The sequence below is a fragment of the Parabacteroides hominis genome (assembly GCF_014287585.1).
GTDB lineage: Bacteria > Bacteroidota > Bacteroidia > Bacteroidales > Tannerellaceae > Parabacteroides > Parabacteroides hominis.
This window is the reverse complement of sequence record NZ_JACOOJ010000007.1, coordinates 59,974-79,398: the sequence shown is the minus strand read 5'-3', so window position 1 is coordinate 79,398 and position 19,425 is coordinate 59,974. Positions and strand designations below refer to the sequence as shown.

18 protein-coding genes and 5 tRNA genes are annotated in these 19,425 nt (G+C 42.3%); 1 reads left to right on the top strand and 22 read right to left on the bottom strand.

Annotated elements, in window-relative coordinates; translation table 11 throughout:
• Window position 1: 1 nt before the first annotated feature.
• The gene (locus H8S65_RS05930; protein WP_186929080.1) at window positions 2–739 is read right to left on the bottom strand and encodes a lysophospholipid acyltransferase family protein; all 738 of its coding nucleotides are present in this window, start codon (window positions 737–739) and stop codon (window positions 2–4) included.
• 138 nt (window positions 740–877) lie between these two features.
• On the opposite strand from H8S65_RS05930, the gene H8S65_RS05925 reads away from it, so the two are divergent.
• Window positions 878–1,048: a hypothetical protein gene (locus H8S65_RS05925; RefSeq protein ID WP_186929079.1), complete on the top strand. Its 171-nt coding sequence runs from the start codon at window positions 878–880 to the stop codon at window positions 1,046–1,048.
• 64 nt (window positions 1,049–1,112) lie between these two features.
• Here the strand turns inward: H8S65_RS05925 and H8S65_RS05920 are convergent, their stop codons facing one another.
• The 21 genes from H8S65_RS05920 to mtnA form a co-directional block, all read right to left on the bottom strand.
• Complete coding sequence (locus H8S65_RS05920; protein ID WP_186929078.1) at window positions 1,113–1,421, bottom strand: DUF3467 domain-containing protein; 309 nt, start codon at window positions 1,419–1,421, stop codon at window positions 1,113–1,115.
• Between the two features lie 337 nt (window positions 1,422–1,758).
• Window positions 1,759–2,640 carry an AraC family transcriptional regulator gene (locus H8S65_RS05915; RefSeq protein ID WP_186929077.1) on the bottom strand — a complete coding sequence of 294 codons (882 nt, stop codon included), beginning with the start codon at window positions 2,638–2,640 and terminating at the stop codon, window positions 1,759–1,761.
• A 5-nt stretch (window positions 2,641–2,645) separates the two neighbouring features.
• Window positions 2,646–3,509, bottom strand: a complete 864-nt coding sequence (locus H8S65_RS05910; protein ID WP_186929076.1) for an endonuclease/exonuclease/phosphatase family protein — start codon at window positions 3,507–3,509, stop codon at window positions 2,646–2,648.
• 127 nt (window positions 3,510–3,636) lie between these two features.
• The gene (gene rpoC / locus H8S65_RS05905; RefSeq protein WP_186929075.1) at window positions 3,637–7,923 is read right to left on the bottom strand and encodes a DNA-directed RNA polymerase subunit beta'; all 4,287 of its coding nucleotides are present in this window, start codon (window positions 7,921–7,923) and stop codon (window positions 3,637–3,639) included.
• A gap of 73 nt (window positions 7,924–7,996) precedes the next feature.
• Window positions 7,997–11,809, bottom strand: a complete 3,813-nt coding sequence (gene rpoB, locus H8S65_RS05900) for a DNA-directed RNA polymerase subunit beta (protein WP_122122181.1) — start codon at window positions 11,807–11,809, stop codon at window positions 7,997–7,999.
• Between the two features lie 107 nt (window positions 11,810–11,916).
• Entirely contained in the window at window positions 11,917–12,294 is a 378-nt protein-coding gene (gene rplL / locus H8S65_RS05895; protein ID WP_005637133.1) for a 50S ribosomal protein L7/L12, read from the bottom strand.
• 45 nt (window positions 12,295–12,339) lie between these two features.
• Entirely contained in the window at window positions 12,340–12,870 is a 531-nt protein-coding gene (rplJ, locus tag H8S65_RS05890) for a 50S ribosomal protein L10 (RefSeq protein WP_005637134.1), read from the bottom strand.
• A gap of 16 nt (window positions 12,871–12,886) precedes the next feature.
• Window positions 12,887–13,585 carry a 50S ribosomal protein L1 gene (gene rplA, locus H8S65_RS05885; RefSeq protein WP_005637135.1) on the bottom strand — a complete coding sequence of 233 codons (699 nt, stop codon included), beginning with the start codon at window positions 13,583–13,585 and terminating at the stop codon, window positions 12,887–12,889.
• 15 nt (window positions 13,586–13,600) lie between these two features.
• Complete coding sequence (rplK, locus tag H8S65_RS05880; RefSeq protein ID WP_005637136.1) at window positions 13,601–14,044, bottom strand: 50S ribosomal protein L11; 444 nt, start codon at window positions 14,042–14,044, stop codon at window positions 13,601–13,603.
• 74 nt (window positions 14,045–14,118) lie between these two features.
• The gene (gene nusG, locus H8S65_RS05875; RefSeq protein ID WP_005637137.1) at window positions 14,119–14,661 is read right to left on the bottom strand and encodes a transcription termination/antitermination protein NusG; all 543 of its coding nucleotides are present in this window, start codon (window positions 14,659–14,661) and stop codon (window positions 14,119–14,121) included.
• 12 nt (window positions 14,662–14,673) lie between these two features.
• Window positions 14,674–14,868, bottom strand: coding sequence for a preprotein translocase subunit SecE (secE, locus tag H8S65_RS05870; protein ID WP_005637138.1), 195 nt, complete (start codon window positions 14,866–14,868; stop codon window positions 14,674–14,676).
• Window positions 14,869–14,887: 19 nt separating this feature from the next.
• Window positions 14,888–14,960 (bottom strand) — tRNA-Trp (locus tag H8S65_RS05865).
• Between the two features lie 47 nt (window positions 14,961–15,007).
• Window positions 15,008–16,195 carry an elongation factor Tu gene (gene tuf, locus H8S65_RS05860; protein WP_005650422.1) on the bottom strand — a complete coding sequence of 396 codons (1,188 nt, stop codon included), beginning with the start codon at window positions 16,193–16,195 and terminating at the stop codon, window positions 15,008–15,010.
• Between the two features lie 52 nt (window positions 16,196–16,247).
• A tRNA-Thr gene (locus H8S65_RS05855) sits at window positions 16,248–16,319 on the bottom strand.
• 10 nt (window positions 16,320–16,329) lie between these two features.
• A tRNA-Gly gene (locus tag H8S65_RS05850) sits at window positions 16,330–16,402 on the bottom strand.
• Window positions 16,403–16,444: 42 nt separating this feature from the next.
• A tRNA-Tyr gene (locus H8S65_RS05845) sits at window positions 16,445–16,527 on the bottom strand.
• A gap of 93 nt (window positions 16,528–16,620) precedes the next feature.
• A tRNA-Thr gene (locus H8S65_RS05840) sits at window positions 16,621–16,694 on the bottom strand.
• 95 nt (window positions 16,695–16,789) lie between these two features.
• Window positions 16,790–17,089: a ribosome hibernation-promoting factor, HPF/YfiA family gene (gene hpf, locus H8S65_RS05835; protein WP_005637140.1), complete on the bottom strand. Its 300-nt coding sequence runs from the start codon at window positions 17,087–17,089 to the stop codon at window positions 16,790–16,792.
• Window positions 17,086–17,988 carry a tyrosine recombinase XerC gene (locus H8S65_RS05830; protein ID WP_186929158.1) on the bottom strand — a complete coding sequence of 301 codons (903 nt, stop codon included), beginning with the start codon at window positions 17,986–17,988 and terminating at the stop codon, window positions 17,086–17,088. Before H8S65_RS05830 ends, hpf begins: the two co-directional genes overlap by 4 nt.
• 82 nt (window positions 17,989–18,070) lie before the next feature.
• Window positions 18,071–18,262: a 30S ribosomal protein S21 gene (gene rpsU, locus H8S65_RS05825; protein WP_186929074.1), complete on the bottom strand. Its 192-nt coding sequence runs from the start codon at window positions 18,260–18,262 to the stop codon at window positions 18,071–18,073.
• Between the two features lie 97 nt (window positions 18,263–18,359).
• The gene (gene mtnA / locus H8S65_RS05820; protein WP_186929073.1) at window positions 18,360–19,409 is read right to left on the bottom strand and encodes an S-methyl-5-thioribose-1-phosphate isomerase; all 1,050 of its coding nucleotides are present in this window, start codon (window positions 19,407–19,409) and stop codon (window positions 18,360–18,362) included.
• Window positions 19,410–19,425 lie beyond the last annotated feature (16 nt).

Genomic DNA, 19,425 nt, shown 5'->3' with positions numbered 1-19,425 from the left:
ACTATTTATACTGGTCCCATAAGGCTGACGCGATGATGTCCTGTGTTTTATCAGCCATCTGTTGCAAGCCCTTATGGGAAGCATCCATTCCTTCGGTCTGAATAGGCGGGTGAATGACCATTTCCATCTTGTGCCGGTGAATATTCAACGAACCGATCGGCAATACGTCAAAAGGTCCGTTCAGGGTGATCGGAACAATCGGCAAGTGCTGATCGGCTGCCATTTGGTAAGCCCCTTTCTTAAAACGGATCATCTTTCCGTCATACGTACGTGAACCTTCCGGGAATACAACCACCGATGCCCCGTTCTTCAGGCTGCGTTCGGCCTCCAGCACACTACGAGCAGCAGCTTTCGCTGTCGAATTATCGACGAAGATAAAACCGGCTGCCCGGCAAGCTGCTCCCACAAACGGGATTTTAGCGATACCGGCTTTCATCACCCACTTGATCGGGACACCTAAAAAACCATATATAAGAAAGATATCAAAAGCTCCCTGGTGATTGGCAACAAAGACGTACGATTTCTTCCGGTCTATATTCTCCCGGCCTTTTACTTTCACCGGACAGAGAACCAGATGACAAGTCAGCCATGACCAGATCATTCCCGGATAATAAGCAAATATCTTTTCCCCGCCTAACAGGCAACCAACAATAACCGTAAGGGCTGTCAGTATGGTCAATACCACAAAAACAGGAACCACAAACAGACATAAATAAAGTATATAAAGTATTCGTAGCATATATAACTGTATTATTTCACAAATATAAAAGCTAAATTCAATGGTTTCATCATTTTTGTCCCAAAATATTTTTGCAATCGGGTTATTATTGCTTTATTTGCGGTAGAAAAATAATAATATATAAACATATCTATCACCATGAACGAATTATTGAAAAATCTGGGGGTAATCATACTCCTTATCGGTGTTATCATTTTGGCTGTACCGGCTATTAACGGAGGATTGTCAAATACTATTCTTCTTACCGGTTTAGGAGTCATTATTCTGGGTTATATCGGTCATATCGTTATAAACAAGAGACTCGGATAATCACACACTTACAAATAAAAAAGGCCGCTCTTCCGAGTGGCCTTTTTTATTTTCTGTCCGGGAATCAGGCTTCCCCTTTCACTCCTCCGATGGGAGGAAGAAAATCTTCAAACTTAGCCGTCTTGCCATTGGCCTGTTCTTCAAACTTCGCCAGATTATCCTGCAAAGCGAACAAAAGGCGTTTAGCATTGTCCGGAGTCAGAATAACACGGCTTTTCACCTGCGCTTTCGGTGCCCCCGGCACAACGCGGATAAAATCCAATATAAACTCGGATGAAGAATGTGATATGATTGCCAGATTTGCATACGTCCCCTGAGCCATCTCTTCTGACAGCTCTACCTGAATTTCATTTGTCGGTTTGTTGTTTTCCATATTTCTATATTCGATTATAAATATTCTAAGACAAATATACATATTAAAATCGAAATGGCAGCAAATAAAAAGGGCTACCTTCACAGGCAGCCCTTTTTCAGTTGTGTTTTTAATTCTCAATTCTTTAGACCAATGTAAAAAAAATACCTTATTGTGTTTAATATTTTATAATCCCGACGCTTAAACTAAGGCTGTTCGTCTTAGTAATTTCATTGTTTATTCAACATTACAAAGATATGTCTCATGCAATTAACCACCAAATACTATTTTATCATTATATGATACTATTTCATCACAGATAATTCACCTACTCTGTAAATTAGTTTAAAATCATGTTTCAAACCCTAAAACGAGTACGTGCATATTTTTCACGATATTCGGTAGGAGTATTACCTTTTCGTCGCTTAAAAGCCCGATTGAAATTCGATAAGTTATTAAAACCGGATTTATAGCATATTTCTGCTATTGTATCACTTGTGTCTATCAAACGACAAACGGCTTCAGCTATACGAATGTCATTTAAATTATCTATAAAAGTTTTTCCCGTCCACTTTTTTAAAAACCGGGTAAGTGAGGCTTCACTCATATTTATTAACGATGCAAGTTCGGATAACAAAACCGGACGCTGATAATTTTCATGCAAAAACAACATGATCGTATCCAGACGATCATTATCTATATTGCTAAAGTTTTCTACGGTATTGGTAGCGTTTAACTTACGTGCCTCTTCATCCAACGATAGGATCTTGAGTATCTCTATTAAACGTAATAAATTGTGAAAAGAATCCGGCTCGTCACTCGATAGTTTTTTCAATTCAGGTTGGATACGCAAAATCATTTCACGACTAAAAACAAGACCGCATGAGGCTTTCTCAAACATATCTTTTATAGTCTTAAAATGACGTTTATTGATCAAACTGTCAAAAAGAGAAGCGTGAAACTGGATTGTTATTTCCAGAATATCCGTACTCAGGCATTTGTGGTTGGAATAAGCATGCTTAGCACCACCTGCAACCAGCAACAAATCAAGATCATCCATCTCCTCCACCGAATCTCCGACTATGCGGATCGCTCCGCCGGCATTCTCCAGATAGTTCAGTTCAAATTCCGGATGCACATGAAGCGGATAGGAAAAACTACGCTTAGGCCGCGACATCACCAGAAAACAATCTTCCGGTGAAAGCGGCGTAATTTCTCTTAATACATCTACGGAACTCATAATATTTACTGAATAAGTATGCTTGATATTACAGGACAATGGTCCGAAGGGTACAGATTATCCAGGCTTTCAGTCAAAACGCCATGGCGAAGCACTTTGATATTACCTTTCACAAAGATATAATCGATCCATACGCGTTCATCCACAGGAATACGCCCATAATCGTGGAAAGTCCACTCAGGGCCATAACGCAAAGGAGCTAATGTACGGGTATGTGTCAAATGGCGCGGATCTTTTTCATCTGTCAGCACTTTAATAGGGTCATCGGTAGGGACAGCGTTAAAATCGCCTGTAACAATCACCGGCAGATTTCCAGATAGTTGCTTTACTTGCTCTAAAACCAAAGAAGCTCCTTCATGGCGGGCCACCTGTCCTATGTGATCCAGATGAGTGTTCAAAAAGAAAAATTCTTTTTCGGATTCCTTGTCCTTAAATATTGCCCAAGTTGCAACACGTTCGCAAGCAGCATCCCAACCTTTTTTACCCACGGCATTCATATCTTCCGCCAACCAAAAATTGCCACTTTTGACAACGGAGAAACGATCCTTTCTGTAAAGGATAGGAGAATATTCACCTTTTGTCTTGCCATCTTCACGTCCAACCCCGACATAACCATAGTCTGGCAAACGATCCAATAAATCCGTCAACTGATTATGCAAGACTTCCTGCGCGCCAAACATATCGACATCATAAAACTTGATCACATTGGCAGCCAAATCTTTCCTGTATTCCCACCAGTTAGCACCGTCAGATTTTGTACTCATCCGGATATTAAAAGACATTACATTCATCTCTTTATCAGGTTGTTCAGCTAAAGCCACATTCGTTGAGATCAGAAGGGCGAATAAATAGAGTAGAACTTTTTTCATATATCATTTATTATAATTATCAAGATAATACACAAATATAAGGACTCTGATTTTATTAAACAAATAACAGAAAATAAAAAAGGGCTACCGAATTATCGGTAACCCTTCTCATTATTTATTCCGCATTTTACTCGTCGTCTCTGTCCATAGTATTGAAATCTACGACATTCTTACGATTTGCAAAGATACGTTCGAACTCATCTTTAGCACCGACAACCAATTTGTCGAAATCACGCTGGCCTGTACCGGCAGGGATTAAGTGACCGCAGATAACGTTTTCTTTCAAACCTTCCAAACGGTCCACTTTACCATTGATAGCAGCTTCGTTCAGCACTTTCGTTGTTTCCTGGAAAGATGCGGCCGACATAAAGCTGTTTGTCTGCAAAGCGGCACGAGTGATACCCTGAAGAATCTGGTTAGCCGTAGCAGGAACTGCATCACGAACTTCAACCAGCTTCAAGTCACGACGTTTCAGCATACTGTTCTCGTCTCTCAACTTACGAACAGTTACAATCTGACCAGCCTGCAATGTCTGAGAATCTCCCGGATCCGTCACAACCTTCTTGCCCCAGATACGATCGTTTTCATCCATTACTTCCAGTTTATCAACCACCTGCTGTTCCAGGAAGCGAGTGTCTCCCGGATCGATGATTTCAACCTTACGCATCATCTGACGGACGATTACCTCGAAATGCTTATCGTTAATTTTTACACCCTGCAGACGGTATACGTCCTGGATTTCATTTACGATATATTCCTGAACAGCCGTCGGTCCCATGATCGCCAGGATATCAGACGGAGTAGTCGCACCATCGGAAAGCGGCATACCGGCACGGATATAGTCATTTTCCTGAACAAGCAACTGCTTGGACAGAGGCACCATATATTTCTTTACTTCCCCTAATTTGGAAGTAACAGTAATTTCACGGTTACCACGCTTGATTTTACCGAAGCCTACTTCACCATCGATTTCAGAAACGACAGCCGGGTTAGACGGGTTACGAGCCTCGAACAATTCAGTTACACGAGGCAAACCACCAGTGATATCACCTGCTTTACTTACAGCACGCGGGATCTTAACCAAAACCTCACCGGCCTTAACCATATCGCCCTCGTCTTTTACAACGTGAGCACCCAACGGCAATGAATAATTCTTCAGATAGTTTCCGTTTTCATCCACGATGTGTGCAGCCGGAGCTTTTGTCTTATCTTTAGACTCGATAATGATCTTTTCTTTCAAGCCGGTCGTCTCGTCACTTTCAACATTGTAAGTAACATTTTCAACCAAACTTTCGAATTCGATCTTACCGGAAACTTCCGATACGATAACGGCATTGAACGGGTCCCATTCGATGATAACATCGCCCTTCTTGATTGTATCTCCATTCTTGAAGAACAATTTGGAACCGTAAGGAATATTGTGAGCCAACAATACAATCTTCGTTGTCGGATCGACAATACGAAGTTCTGCCAAACGGCTGACAACAACCTGGAACTTCTTACCATTCTCTTCGCTGTCTACAGCACGAAGTTCTTCGATTTCCAGAACACCGTCATATTTAGAAGTGATACTGTTTTCAGTTGCTACGTTAGATGCGATACCACCGACGTGGAATGTACGCAGTGTCAACTGAGTACCCGGTTCACCGATTGACTGTGCAGCGATAACACCCACAACCTCACCTTTCTGAACCATCCGGTTCGTAGCCAGGTTACGGCCATAACATTTCGCACAAACACCCTTCTTGGATTCACAAGTCAATACAGAACGGATTTCAACGCTTTCGATCGGAGAATCTTCGATCATTTTAGCAGCATCTTCACGAATTTCTTCACCGGAACGGACAATAACTTCGCCTGTCAACGGATGAATGACATCATGAACAGAAACACGCCCCAAGATACGTTCACCCAGGCTGGCGATTACTTCGTCATTGTTCTTCAACTCCGTACAAACCAGGCCACGCAATGTACCACAGTCTTCTTCGTTAATGATCACATCATGTGAAACGTCAACCAGACGACGAGTCAGGTAACCAGCATCGGCAGTCTTCAAAGCGGTATCGGCCAAACCTTTACGAGCACCGTGAGTAGAGATAAAGTATTCCAACACTGACAAACCTTCCTTAAAGTTAGAAAGGATCGGGTTTTCAATGATCTGACCACCTTCTGCACCACTCTTCTGCGGTTTTGCCATCAAACCACGCATACCGGACAACTGACGAATCTGTTCCTTAGAACCACGGGCTCCTGAATCCATCATCATATAGATAGAGTTGAAACCGTCGTTATCAGCAGTCAGCTGCTTCATCAATGTGTCGGACAACTTGCTGTTGACATGTGTCCAAGTATCGATAATCTGGTTGTAACGTTCGTTGTTGGTAATGAAACCCATGTTATAGTTGTTCATGATCTGCTCAACTTCGTCATAACCTTCTTTTACCAATTCCTCTTTTTGAGGCGGGATCAGAACGTCAGCCAGGTTGAAGGAAAGACCACCCTTGAAGGCCATATAATACCCCAGGTTCTTGATATCATCCAAGAACTGAGCCGTACGGGCAACACCACAAGCCTTAATCACCTTACCGATGATATCGCGAAGCGCTTTCTTACCCAATACTTCATTTATATAACCAACTTCTTCCGGAACAAATTCGTTAACCATCAAACGTCCGACAGAAGTCTCAACCATTTTTTTAACCGGATTACCTTCTTTGTCGATGTCGTTTACATATACTTTGATCGGAGCATGGATATCCACTTTCTTTTCATTATATGCAATCGTTGCTTCTTCCGGTCCGTAGAATACAAGACCTTCACCCTGTGTTCCCTTACGCATCTTTGTGATGTAGTACAAACCTAACACCATATCCTGGGAAGGAACGGTAATAGGTGCACCGTTAGCCGGGTTCAGAATGTTATGAGAAGCAAGCATCAACATCTGCGCTTCCAATACAGCTTCGTTTCCTAAAGGCAAGTGAACAGCCATCTGGTCACCGTCGAAGTCGGCGTTGAATGCCGTACATGCCAATGGGTGCAACTGGATAGCTTTACCTTCGATCAACTTCGGCTGGAATGCCTGGATACCCAGACGGTGCAGAGTCGGTGCACGGTTCAGCAATACCGGATGACCTTTCATTACATACTCCAAAATATCCCAAACCACCGGTTCCTTACGGTCGACGATCTTCTTCGCAGACTTAACCGTTTTTACGATACCGCGTTCGATCAATTTACGGATCACAAAAGGTTTATAAAGTTCGGCTGCCATATTCTTCGGCAGACCGCATTCATGCATTTTCAACTCAGGACCTACGACAATAACCGAACGAGCCGAATAGTCAACACGCTTACCCAACAGGTTCTGACGGAAACGACCTTGTTTACCTTTCAAACTGTCGGAGAGAGACTTCAACGGACGGTTAGCGTCTGTCTTAACAGCACTCGATTTACGAGAGTTGTCAAACAAAGAATCCACTGCTTCCTGAAGCATACGTTTTTCATTACGTAAAATAACTTCGGGAGCTTTAATATCGATTAATCGTTTCAGACGGTTATTACGGATAATAACACGACGATACAAATCATTCAAATCGGAAGTAGCGAAACGGCCACCATCCAACGGAACCAACGGACGCAGTTCTGGAGGGATAACAGGTACAACCTTCACGATCATCCATTCCGGTTTGTTACGCCCTCTGGATGCACGGAAGGACTCAACAACCTGTAAACGTTTCAATGCTTCGTTCTTACGCTGTTGCGAACCGTCTGTGCTTGCACGATGGCGCAATTCGTAAGACAAAGAATCTAGGTCCAGACGAGCCAACAAATCATAGATGGCTTCAGCACCGATCTTTGCGATGAACTTATTCGGATCCGTATCTTCCAACATCTGGTTTTCCTTTGGCAGGTTATCCAGAATCTGCAAATATTCTTCTTCCGAAAGCAAGTCCAATTCAGCAATAGTGTCTACACAACCCGGCTGAATCACGACATAACGTTCGTAATAGATAATAGAATCCAGTTTCTTGGTCGGCAAGCCTAACAAGTAACCGATTTTATTGGGCAGGGAACGAAAATACCAGATATGAGCAACAGGTACAACCAAATGAATGTGTCCCATACGTTCACGACGTACTTTTTTCTCTGTAACTTCTACCCCGCAACGATCGCAGACAATACCTTTATAACGAATACGCTTGTATTTACCGCAATGGCATTCATAGTCCTTGATAGGACCGAAAATACGCTCACAGAAAAGACCGTCACGCTCAGGTTTGTACGTACGATAATTAATCGTTTCCGGTTTTAAAACTTCACCACTAGAGTTCTCAAGAATCTCTTCAGGGGAAGCCAGACCGATGGTTATTTTTGAAAAGTTACTCTTTATTTTGTTTTCTTTTCTAAAGGCCATATTTTTTATTTATAAAGAGTTATCAATGAGTAAGTAGATGAGCCGAAACTCATCTACTTATATTGTTTTTGAATTAATCCAGAGTAAAGCTTAAACCAAGACCTCTCAGCTCGTGCAGCAATACGTTCAAAGATTCGGGGATACCCGGTTGTGGCATCGGATCACCTTTCACAATTGCTTCGTAAGCCTTAGAACGTCCAACAACGTCGTCAGATTTGATCGTAAGAATTTCCTGAAGAACATGTGCAGCACCGAAAGCTTCCAGTGCCCAAACTTCCATCTCTCCGAAACGCTGACCACCAAACTGTGCCTTACCACCCAGAGGCTGCTGAGTAATAAGAGAGTACGGACCGATTGAACGAGCATGCATCTTATCGTCAACCATGTGACCCAACTTCAGGAAGTAAGTAACACCCACTGTAGCCGGCTGGTCAAAACGTTCACCTGTTCCACCGTCATACAAGTAGCTCTTACCGTAACGGGGTAATCCGGCTTTGTCCGTCCATTCATTCATATCATCTAATGTTGCACCATCAAAGATAGGAGTAGCAAATTTAACCCCCATCGTCCGGCCTGCCCAACCTAACACAGCTTCAAAAATCTGTCCTAAGTTCATACGAGAAGGTACACCCAGCGGATTCAAACAGATATCAACCGGAGTTCCATCTTCAAGGAATGGCATATCTTCCTGACGGACGATCTTGGAAACAATACCCTTGTTACCATGACGACCGGCCATCTTATCCCCAACCTGGATCTTACGTTTCTTAGCAATGTAAACCTTAGCCATCTGAACAATACCAGTAGGCAGTTCATCGCCGATCGTAAGATCAAATTTCTTACGTCTCAACTCAGCATCCAGTTCCTTATATTTCTTCAAATAATTCAGAATCACCTGCTTGATAAGTTCGTTCTTATCAGCATCGGCAGTCCATTTACTTACTTGGATAGAATTATAATCCAATTCTTCCAGAGCCTTGCGAGAGAACTTAACTCCCTTCGCAATAATCTCTGTATTCATATAGTCTTTAACTCCCTGAGAAACCTTACCATTAGTCAAAACCAACAGTTTATCAACCAACAAGTTCTTCAGGTCAGCCATCTTCATTTCGTATTCCTCATCCAATTTAGGAAGAATAGCCTTGTCTGTCAGTCTGGACTTACGCTTCTTGATGGCTTTCGAGAATAAAGCAGTTTCAATAACTACACCACGAAGAGACGGGGTTGCTTTCAAAGAAGCATCTTTCACATCACCAGCCTTATCGCCGAAAATTGCACGAAGCAATTTTTCCTCTGGAGAAGGATCAGATTCACCCTTCGGAGTAATCTTACCAATTAAAATATCACCCGGTTCAATACGAGCACCCACACGGACAATACCTCTTTCATCCAAATCCTTAGTCGCTTCTTCGCTGACATTCGGGATATCGGAAGTCAACTCTTCCATACCACGTTTCGTTTCACGAACCTCCAAAATGTATTCGTCAACGTGAACTGAAGTAAAGAAGTCTTCACGGACCATACGTTCGTTCAAAACGATAGCATCCTCATAGTTGTAACCCTTCCACGGCATATATGCCACTTTCACGTTACGTCCCAAGGCCAACTCACCATTCTGAGTAGAATAACCTTCCGTCAGGATATCGCCAGCCTTCACACGCTGACCACGATGACAGATCGGACGCAGATCGACAGTCGTACTTTGGTTAGTCTTACGCCACTTCGGAATATTGTATGTCTTAACCGCATCTTCGAAACTTACGAATTCTTCATCTTCCGAGCGGTCATATTTGATCTTGATACAAGTTGCATCCACAAATACAACTTCTCCCTCACGTTCAGCCATGATCTGGGTACGTGAATCACGAGCAACCTGCGCTTCGATACCTGTACCAACGATTGGAGCATCCGTACGCAGCAAAGGAACAGCCTGGCGCATCATGTTAGATCCCATCAATGCACGGTTAGCATCGTCATGTTCCAAGAACGGAATCAAAGAAGCCGCAATAGAAGCAATCTGCTGTGGAGCAACGTCCATCAAATCGATCTCCGTAGGAGGCACGACCGGGAAATCAGCTTCAAAACGAGCTTTCACTCTATCACGAACAAACTTGCCGTTATCATCCAATGGAGCATTTCCTTGGGCAATCGTCAATTCTTCTTCTTCTTCTGCAGTATAATATTGTAAACCTTCCTCAGAAAAGTCCACCTTACCATCAACAACCTTACGGTACGGAGTAGAGATAAAACCAAGATCGTTAATCTTAGCATATACACACAAAGAAGAGATCAAACCGATGTTCGGTCCCTCAGGAGTTTCAATTGGACAAAGACGACCATAATGCGTATAGTGTACGTCACGAACCTCAAATCCAGCACGTTCACGAGACAGACCACCCGGTCCCAATGCAGACAAACGACGTTTATTCGTAATTTCAGCCAGTGGATTTGTCTGGTCCATAAACTGAGACAAAGCATTCGTTCCGAAGAATGAGTTAACGACAGAAGAAATAGTCTTCGCGTTAATCAAATCAATCGGAGTAAACACTTCATTATCGCGTACATTCATACGTTCACGAACCGTACGAGACATACGAGCCAAACCAATACCGAACTGGTTGTACAGCTGTTCGCCCACTGTACGCACACGACGGTTGCTCAAATGGTCGATATCATCAACGATCGCTTTCGAGTTGATCAACTCAATCAGATACTTGATGATCTCGATTATATCTTCTTTTGTCAAAACCTTAATATCATCGCTGGTAGTAAGGTTCAACTTCTTATTAATTCTGTAACGGCCAACTTCACCTAAATCATAACGCTTTTCAGAGAAGAACAGGTTCTGAATAACTTCACGGGCACTTGCTTCATCTGCAGGTTCTGCATTTCGCAACTGACGATAAATATACAGGACAGCTTCCTTTTCAGAGTTACTAGGGTCTTTCTGAAGCGTATTATAGATGATAGCATAATCTGAAAGATTCTGGTCCTCACGATGTAATAGAATGTTTTGCGTGCCAGATTCCAGAATAGCCTCAATATTGTCGCTATCGAGAACCGACTCACGGTCGATGATAACGTCATTACGTTCAATAGAAACAACCTCACCGGTATCTTCATCTACGAAATCTTCCACCCAAGTCTTCAAAACACGAGCAGCCAGTTTACGACCGATCAGCTTCTTCAGGTTAGCTTTCGAAACTTTTACTTCTTCAGCCAGATTAAAGATCTCGAGAATGTCTTTATCGCTTTCAAAACCAATAGCTCTTAAAAGGGTTGTTACAGGTAATTTCTTTTTACGGTCGATGTAAGCATACATCACATTGTTGATGTCAGTTGCAAACTCGATCCAGGAACCTTTAAAAGGAATGATACGCGCTGAATACAACTTCGTACCATTGGCATGTGTACTTTGTCCAAAGAATACACCCGGTGAACGGTGCAATTGTGAAACCACAACACGCTCCGCACCATTTATCACGAAAGTGCCCCTTTCCGTCATATACGGAATCGGGCCCAGATATACGTCCTGTATCACTGTATCGAAATCCTCGTGATCAGGGTCTGTACAATACAGTTTTAACTTCGCTTTTAAAGGCACACTATAGGTTAACCCGCGAGCAATACATTCGTCAATCGTATAGCGAGGCGGATCTATATAGTAATCTAAGAACTCCAACACAAAATTGTTACGCGTATCTGCTATCGGAAAATTCTCGGCAAATACCTTATACAATCCCTCCTTTTTTCTCTTTTCAGGAGGTGTGTCAAGTTGAAGAAAGTCTTGGAATGACTTCAATTGTACTTCGAGAAAGTCCGGATATGGGAACTGATTTTTGATCGAAGCAAAATTAACTCTTTGGTTTTCAGCTGTTGAAGACATCTAGTAAGGAATTTATTGAACTTATTGAAATTATAGACACAAAAAGGTTAAGAATCTCCTTTAAGGGAGACTCTTAACCAAATCACCTGATTACCAGGTTATAAATACTATTTAAGCTCAACTTCAGCTCCAGCTTCTTCCAACTGTTTCTTCAATGCTTCAGCATCAGCTTTAGCGATTCCTTCTTTGATAGCGCTAGGAGCACCGTCAACCATATCTTTAGCTTCTTTCAAACCAAGACCAGTTAATTCTTTTACTAACTTAACGATAGCCAGCTTGTTTGCACCAGCTGCTTTCAATACTACGTCAAAAGAAGTTTTTTCTTCTGCAGCGGCAGCAGCGCCACCAGCAGCAGGACCAGCAACAGCAACAGCTGCAGCTGCAGGTTCGATACCATATTCTTCTTTCAGGATTGTAGCCAGTTCGCTAACTTCTTTTACGGTCAGGTTTACTAATTGTTCTGCAAAAGCTTTCAAATCTGCCATTTTTGTATAATTTAAATGTTTGTTTATCTGTGTAAATTAAAAAAATTATCTTTCTTCCAGAGTCTTCAACAGACCATGGATAGTTTGTCCTGATGACTGAAGAGCAGAGATAACGTTCTTCGCCGGAGATTGCAACAACATGATAACATCTCCGATAAGTTCGTTTTTGCTCTTGATATTTACCAAGGCTTCGAGATTTTCTGCACCGATATAGAAACTTTCCTGTACATAGGCAGCTTTCAATTCCGGCTTAACAGGAGCATCCTTTTTAGCATCTTTAGTAAATTCCTTAATCAGACGAGCGGGAGCATTAGCAGTCTGTGAGAACATCACAGCTGTATTGCCTTTCATTGCAACCTGCAGAGGAGAGAAATCACCTTCTACATTTTCCAATGCCTTTTTAAGCAAGTTATTCTTTACAACAACCAACTTGATCTCTTTCTTGAAACATTCCCGTCTCAATTTGCTGGTTTTCTCAGCATCCAATGCTTCGATGTCAGTCAAATAAAAGTTAGGATATTCCTTTACGATCTCAGTCAGTTGACCTATAATTAAGCCTTTATCTTCCTTTTTCATTGTCCAATAATTTTAATTAGTTTTCTTCAACTGATTTGGGGTCAATTTTAATACCCGCACTCATTGTACTTGAAAGATAAATGCTCTTTATATATGTACCTTTAGCTGCAGACGGTTTCAACTTCAAAAGAGTTGAAATAAATTCCTTAGCATTGTCACGAATCTGATCGGAATTGAAAGAAATCTTACCGATTGAAGTGTGAACGATACCGGATTTGTCTACCTTAAAGTCGATCTTACCTTGCTTAACTTCTTTCACTGCGTTTCCAATTTCATTGGTAACCGTACCACTCTTCGGGTTAGGCATCAAACCACGCGGGCCTAATACTCTACCCAGAGCACCAATCTTACCCATGATAGAAGGCATAGTGATAATTACGTCAATATCAGTCCAACCGCCTTTAATCTTTTCAATATACTCGTCCAATCCAACATAGTCAGCACCTGCAGCAGTAGCTTCAGCTTCCTTGTCTGGTGTACATAATGCGAGAACCCGAACCTGCTTACCTGTTCCGTGAGGCAGTGAAACCACACCTCTCACCATTTGGTTAGCTTTACGAGGGTCAACACCTAAACGGACATCAACATCTACAGAGGCATCAAACTTAGTAGTAGTAATTTCTTTTACCAAAGCTGAAGCTTCTTTCAATGTATATGCTTTCCCAGCTTCAATCTTGCCCAAAGCCAACTTTTGATTTTTTGTAAGTTTACTCATCTCAATTGAAGTTTATTAATTATTACCCGGGAATGTCCCTTTAACAGTGATACCCATACTTCTTGCTGTTCCGGCAACCATTCTCATAGCTGACTCGACAGTGAAGCAGTTCAGATCGACCAACTTGTCCTCTGCAATAGTTTTTACCTGATCCCAAGAGATTTCTGCAATCTTCTTACGATTCGGCTCAGCAGAACCACTCTTCTGTTTGGAAGCTTCCAACAACTGGATAGCAACAGGAGGAGTTTTTACAACAAAGTCGAAAGACTTATCGGCATAGTAAGTGATTACAACAGGTAATATCTTACCGGCCTTGTCTTGGGTTCTGGCATTAAATTGCTTGCAAAACTCCATAATATTAATACCCTTAGAACCCAGAGCAGGTCCTACAGGGGGAGAAGGGTTTGCTGCTCCTCCTTTAATCTGCAATTTGATTTGTCCAGCAACTTCTTTAGCCATTGTTTCTAAAATTTTTTAGATATATAACATCGATAACTTTTAAAGAAAGACAGTACTTTTCGTAACAAAAGCACTTATTCCTTCTCCACTTGCATATAACCCAACTCAAGCGGTGTTTTACGTCCGAAAACTTTTACCATCACTTTAAGTTTCTTTTTCTCGGCATTGACCTCCTCAATCACACCAGTGAAGCCATTAAAGGGTCCAAAAGTGATTTTCACATTCTCACCAACATAAAACTGAATATCTAGGTCATCCTGCTGTTCCTGCAATTCATCAACCGTACCTAAAATACGACTAACTTCTGCCGGGCGCAAGGGAACGGGATTATCCGATCCACCCAAAAAACCGATTACGTTAGGAATGTTTCTCAATCGATGAGCGACTTCTCCAACCAAAGCGGCTTCTACCAAAACGTATCCAGGCAAGTAAGCGCGTTCTTTCATCACCTTCTTACCATTACGTACCGTAAAAGTCTTTTCAGTAGGAATCAAGACCTGTGACACATACTCACCTAAGTCAGTATTCTTCAACTCAGCCTCAAGATACTCTCTGACTTTATTCTCCTTGCCACTAATAGCACGCAGAACATAAAATTTCTTTTGAATATCAGACATACTTTAAACTGATTAAAAGATTTTCTCGTAGAAGAAACGCATCACGCCCTCAAAGCCTAAATCAATAACAAAGATTAATGCCGCAATTATAAGGGAAGCAAACATAACAACCACAGCACTATTGGAAAGCTCTGTTCTCGTAGGCCAAGAAACTTTATAAACAAGTTCGTTATAAGATTCCTTAATATAATTAATTATCTTTTTCATCGAATCTATAGATTTTTAGCACGGAACGAGAGGCTCGAACTCCCGACACCTGGTTTTGGAGACCAGTGCTCTACCAACTGAGCTAGTTCCGTAAAATAGCCAGCCCTAAAAAAGACTGGCTACATTTTATATGTTTGAATTAGTTTTCTAATTCTGTGATCTGACCAGCACCTACTGTACGACCACCTTCGCGGATAGCGAAACGAAGACCTACATTACAAGCTACCGGATAGATCAGCTCAACGTCAATTGTAACGTTATCACCTGGCATTACCATTTCAGTTCCTTCCGGAAGAGTGATTTCACCAGTTACGTCCAATGTACGGATATAGAACTGAGGACGATATTTGTTGTGGAACGGAGTGTGACGACCACCTTCTTCTTTCTTCAAGATATAAACCTCAGCTTTGAAACGAGAATGTTCTTTTACCTGACCCGGGTGGCAGATTACCATACCACGTTTGATTTCGTTCTTGTCGATACCGCGAAGCAACAAACCAACGTTATCACCAGCTTCACCCTGATCCAGTAACTTACGGAACATTTCAACACCTGTAACAACAGATTTCTTTCCGTCAGCACCCAAACCGATGATCTGAACTTCATCACCTACTTTTACAATACCAGTTTCGATACGACCAGTAGCAACTGTACCACGACCTGTGATAGAGAATACGTCTTCGATCGGCATCAAGAAAGGTTTGTCAACTTCACGCGGAGGCAGCGGAATCCAAGTATCGCAAGCTTCCATCAGTTCCATTACCTTATCTTCCCATTTCGGATCACCGTTCAAAGCACCCAGAGCAGAACCACGAATGATAGGAGTGTTATCACCGTCGAAATTGTAGAAAGAAAGAAGCTCTCTCATTTCCATTTCAACCAGTTCCAACATTTCTTCGTCGTCCACCATGTCACATTTGTTCATGAAAACAACCAATCTCGGAACGTTTACCTGACGAGCCAACAAGATGTGCTCGCGAGTCTGAGGCATAGGACCATCAGTAGCAGCAACTACGATGATAGCACCGTCCATCTGAGCAGCACCAGTTACCATGTTCTTTACGTAGTCGGCGTGACCCGGACAGTCTACGTGAGCATAGTGGCGATTTGCAGTCTGATACTCTACGTGAGAAGTGTTGATAGTGATACCTCTTTCTTTTTCTTCAGGAGCGTTGTCGATTGAGTCGAATGAACGCAATTCTGAAAGACCTTTCTTTGCCAATACTGTTGTGATAGCAGCTGTCAAAGTTGTTTTACCGTGGTCAACGTGACCAATCGTACCAATGTTCACATGTGGTTTCGATCTGTCAAATTTCTCTTTTGCCATAACTTAATTGTTCTTTATTTGATTAATGATCATGTTCTAAAATACCATTTTGAGCCGGTGCCGAGACTTGAACTCGGGACCTCTTCCTTACCAAGGAAGTGCTCTACCGCTGAGCTACACAGGCAATAAATAAGAGCGGAAGACGGGACTCAAACCCGCGACCCTCAGCTTGGAAGGCTAATGCTCTATCAACTGAGCTACTTCCGCAATTTCAAATAAACCAATTCTTTTATAAATTGTTTTATTTTGTGGGCAGTGATGGATTCGAACCACCGAAGTCGAAAGACAGCTGAGTTACAGTCAGCCCCATTTGGCCACTCTGGTAACTGCCCAATAAGTTGACAGTTGAAAATTGATAGTTGACAGATAAAACTGGAAAGTGACATAAACTGTCAACTGTCAACTTTCCACTATCAACTATTTTGAGCCTCTTGTCGGATTCGAACCAACGACCCCGAGATTACAAATCACGTGCTCTGGCCAACTGAGCTAAAGAGGCATACCTGCTTCAAAAAGCAGCCATTTCGTCACCAAGGCGAAACGGCTGCAAATTTAGGCATTATTTCTTATATACCAAATTTATCTACCGTTTTTTTATTTGGCTCTGATTTTTTCTTTGAATTTAACTAACTGTTTCTCCAATGCTTCTACGCATTCGTCAATTGATTCTTCAAAGGTATCATTTACCTTTTCGGCAAAACAATCTCCGTTTTTAATAATCAACCGAATAGCAGCTTCTTTATTCTTTGCAGATTCTGGTTTTACAACCTTTAAACTAACTTCTGCCGATATAATGCCGTCGAAATACTGTTCCAACTTAGCCACTTTCTTCTGAATAAACGCTTCTAATTGATCAGTTGCATCAAAATGGATTGCTTGAATTCTAATGTTCATAATAAACCTCCTTCTTTTTGTGCTCTTGGATGAGCATGATACACTTTTTTTAATTCCTCAAAGGTTGTATGTGTGTAAATGCTGGTGGAAGCCAGACTGCTGTGTCCGAGTAACTCTTTCACGGCGTTCAACTCCGCTCCATTATTCAACATACTTGTTGCAAACGAATGTCTTAATACGTGGGGACTGCATTTCGCCAATGTAGGAATGTCCGAAAGTTTCTTTTTTACTACCGTATAAAGAATATCCGTGGACAACTGTTCTCCGTTCTTACGAACAAAGAACCATCCGCTTCCTGCGCCAACTTCACGATTTCGAACTTCAGTGTATGCAAGCATCAAGTTTTTTAATCTTTCTGCAAAAGGAATCAACCGCTGCTTGTTACGCTTACCTGTCACCTTGACCTGCATGGCATCGTAGTCTATATCGGTATCTTGCAAACCGACCAACTCCGAGCGCCTCATTCCGGTATCATAAAGCATTTCAAGTATCAGGCGATCCCTCACCCCTTCAAAATCCTCACCAAACCCGTCTCCATCCAACAACTCTTCCATGTCCTTCTCTTTTACAAAAGTAGGTAACGGCTTCTTTGTTTTCGGACCGGTCACAAACCGTAACGGGTTTACAGAAACAAATCCCTGCTTCATAAGGAATTTAAAAAAAGATTTCAAAGAACTCAATTTCCGGTTGACAGACACGGGCGAAATCTTGTTATCCAACAGGGACATAATCCAATTCCGTACAATATCCGTATCAACTTCCTCCGGCACAAATATGCCTTCCTTCTTCTCTTTTACAAAATCTTCGAATTGCTGCAAATCGTTGGAATAAGCATCAATCGTATATTCGGAATAATTCCGCTCATACCGAAGATAATCTAAAAATGAATCAATCTGCACATTCACGTTGCATCAACTTTTATGCAACGAAAATAGGAATAAGAATCCAATAAAACAAGCCTGGCAGATAGATTTTGTATTTTTATTCTTCTACCTGCTGTAATTGCTGAACGTAAACAGCACGCATAGTTTGTTTTCTCTTTGATACAGAGGGTTTTTCGAAAGCCTGACGGTTTCTCAATTCTTTTACTACACCTGTTTTTTCAAACTTTCTTTTGAATTTCTTCAGCGCTTTTTCAATGTTTTCGCCTTCTTTTAATGGAACTACGATCATAATTTAATTTATTATATTGTTTAATTACTATATCCACAAATTGGGCAGCAAAATTACTGATTGTTTCGGTATTAGCAAAACTTTCCGTAAATATTTTTCATAAATCCTCCATACGGAAAGGTGGATAAGCAATCCCTTTTTCGGTTATAATCGCAGTTATCAAGTCATGAGGAGTCACATCAAAAGCCGGGTTATAGGCTTTCACCCCTTCGGGGGCCATCCGTGAAGCGTACCACATATCCGTAATTTCTTCGGGATGCCGTTCTTCGATCTCGATAGATTCGCCATCCGGACAATTCAGATCGATGGTGGATGTCGGACCCAACACATAAAAAGGAATCCCGTAGTGACGAGCCAGGATTGCCACTCCCGAAGTCCCGATCTTATTAGCCGTATCGCCATTTGCCGCCACCCGGTCGCAACCGACCACGACAGCCTGCACCCAACCTTTTCGCATGACGGCCGATGCCATATTGTCACAAATCAGGGTGACATCCACGCCTGCCTTCTGCAATTCGTAGGCCGTCAGGCGCGCTCCTTGCAACAGCGGGCGCGTTTCATCGGCAAACACCTTAAATCCATATCCGCGTTCTTCGCCCAAATAAACCGGAGCCAGAGCCGTCCCATATTCCGATACCGCCAAATGGCCGGCATTGCAATGTGTCAGGATTCCCATTCCCGGACGTAGCAAAGACAAGCAATTTTCCCCTATCCTGCGGCAAGCTGCCGCATCTTCCGTCCGGATCGCCTCTGATTCGGCACGCAGCAGTTGTACTATTTCCGGGACAGAACCCTCCGCATGGGTGGTCACGACTTTTTCCATCCGGTTCAAAGCGGCAATCAAGTTGACCGCAGTCGGGCGGGAAGAGGCCAGATAATCCTTTACCCGGAGGAACTCCCTGTAAAAAACATCGTAAGTATCCGCCGCAATCAGCCGACTACAAATATAAATACCATAGGCCGCTGCTATTCCGATAGCAGGCGCCCCGCGTACCTTTAATTTATATATAGCATCCCAAACGTCTTCTGCTGAAAAAAGAGAAATATAAACTTCGCTCCCCGGCAAGCGAGTCTGATCCAAAATAATCACAGCACTGCCATCTTGACTCAGACGGACTGTCTTTAAATCGGTTATATTCGTATTCATCTTTAGTATTTACTTA

Coding starts and splice junctions, on each gene's coding strand:
- H8S65_RS05930 (WP_186929080.1), bottom strand. CDS start 739: ATGCTACGAATACTTTATATACTTTATTTATGTCTGTTTGTGGTTCCT.
- H8S65_RS05915 (WP_186929077.1), bottom strand. CDS start 2,640: ATGAGTTCCGTAGATGTATTAAGAGAAATTACGCCGCTTTCACCGGAA.
- secE (WP_005637138.1), bottom strand. CDS start 14,868: ATGAAAAAGATAATTAATTATATTAAGGAATCTTATAACGAACTTGTT.
- H8S65_RS05910 (WP_186929076.1), bottom strand. CDS start 3,509: ATGAAAAAAGTTCTACTCTATTTATTCGCCCTTCTGATCTCAACGAAT.
- rplL (WP_005637133.1), bottom strand. CDS start 12,294: ATGGCAGATTTGAAAGCTTTTGCAGAACAATTAGTAAACCTGACCGTA.
- rpoB (WP_122122181.1), bottom strand. CDS start 11,809: ATGTCTTCAACAGCTGAAAACCAAAGAGTTAATTTTGCTTCGATCAAA.
- tuf (WP_005650422.1), bottom strand. CDS start 16,195: ATGGCAAAAGAGAAATTTGACAGATCGAAACCACATGTGAACATTGGT.
- rplK (WP_005637136.1), bottom strand. CDS start 14,044: ATGGCTAAAGAAGTTGCTGGACAAATCAAATTGCAGATTAAAGGAGGA.
- rplJ (WP_005637134.1), bottom strand. CDS start 12,870: ATGAAAAAGGAAGATAAAGGCTTAATTATAGGTCAACTGACTGAGATC.
- hpf (WP_005637140.1), bottom strand. CDS start 17,089: ATGAACATTAGAATTCAAGCAATCCATTTTGATGCAACTGATCAATTA.
- rpsU (WP_186929074.1), bottom strand. CDS start 18,262: ATGATCGTAGTTCCATTAAAAGAAGGCGAAAACATTGAAAAAGCGCTG.
- H8S65_RS05920 (WP_186929078.1), bottom strand. CDS start 1,421: ATGGAAAACAACAAACCGACAAATGAAATTCAGGTAGAGCTGTCAGAA.
- mtnA (WP_186929073.1), bottom strand. CDS start 19,409: ATGAATACGAATATAACCGATTTAAAGACAGTCCGTCTGAGTCAAGAT.
- rplA (WP_005637135.1), bottom strand. CDS start 13,585: ATGAGTAAACTTACAAAAAATCAAAAGTTGGCTTTGGGCAAGATTGAA.
- nusG (WP_005637137.1), bottom strand. CDS start 14,661: ATGTCTGATATTCAAAAGAAATTTTATGTTCTGCGTGCTATTAGTGGC.
- H8S65_RS05925 (WP_186929079.1), top strand. CDS start 878: ATGAACGAATTATTGAAAAATCTGGGGGTAATCATACTCCTTATCGGT.
- rpoC (WP_186929075.1), bottom strand. CDS start 7,923: ATGGCCTTTAGAAAAGAAAACAAAATAAAGAGTAACTTTTCAAAAATA.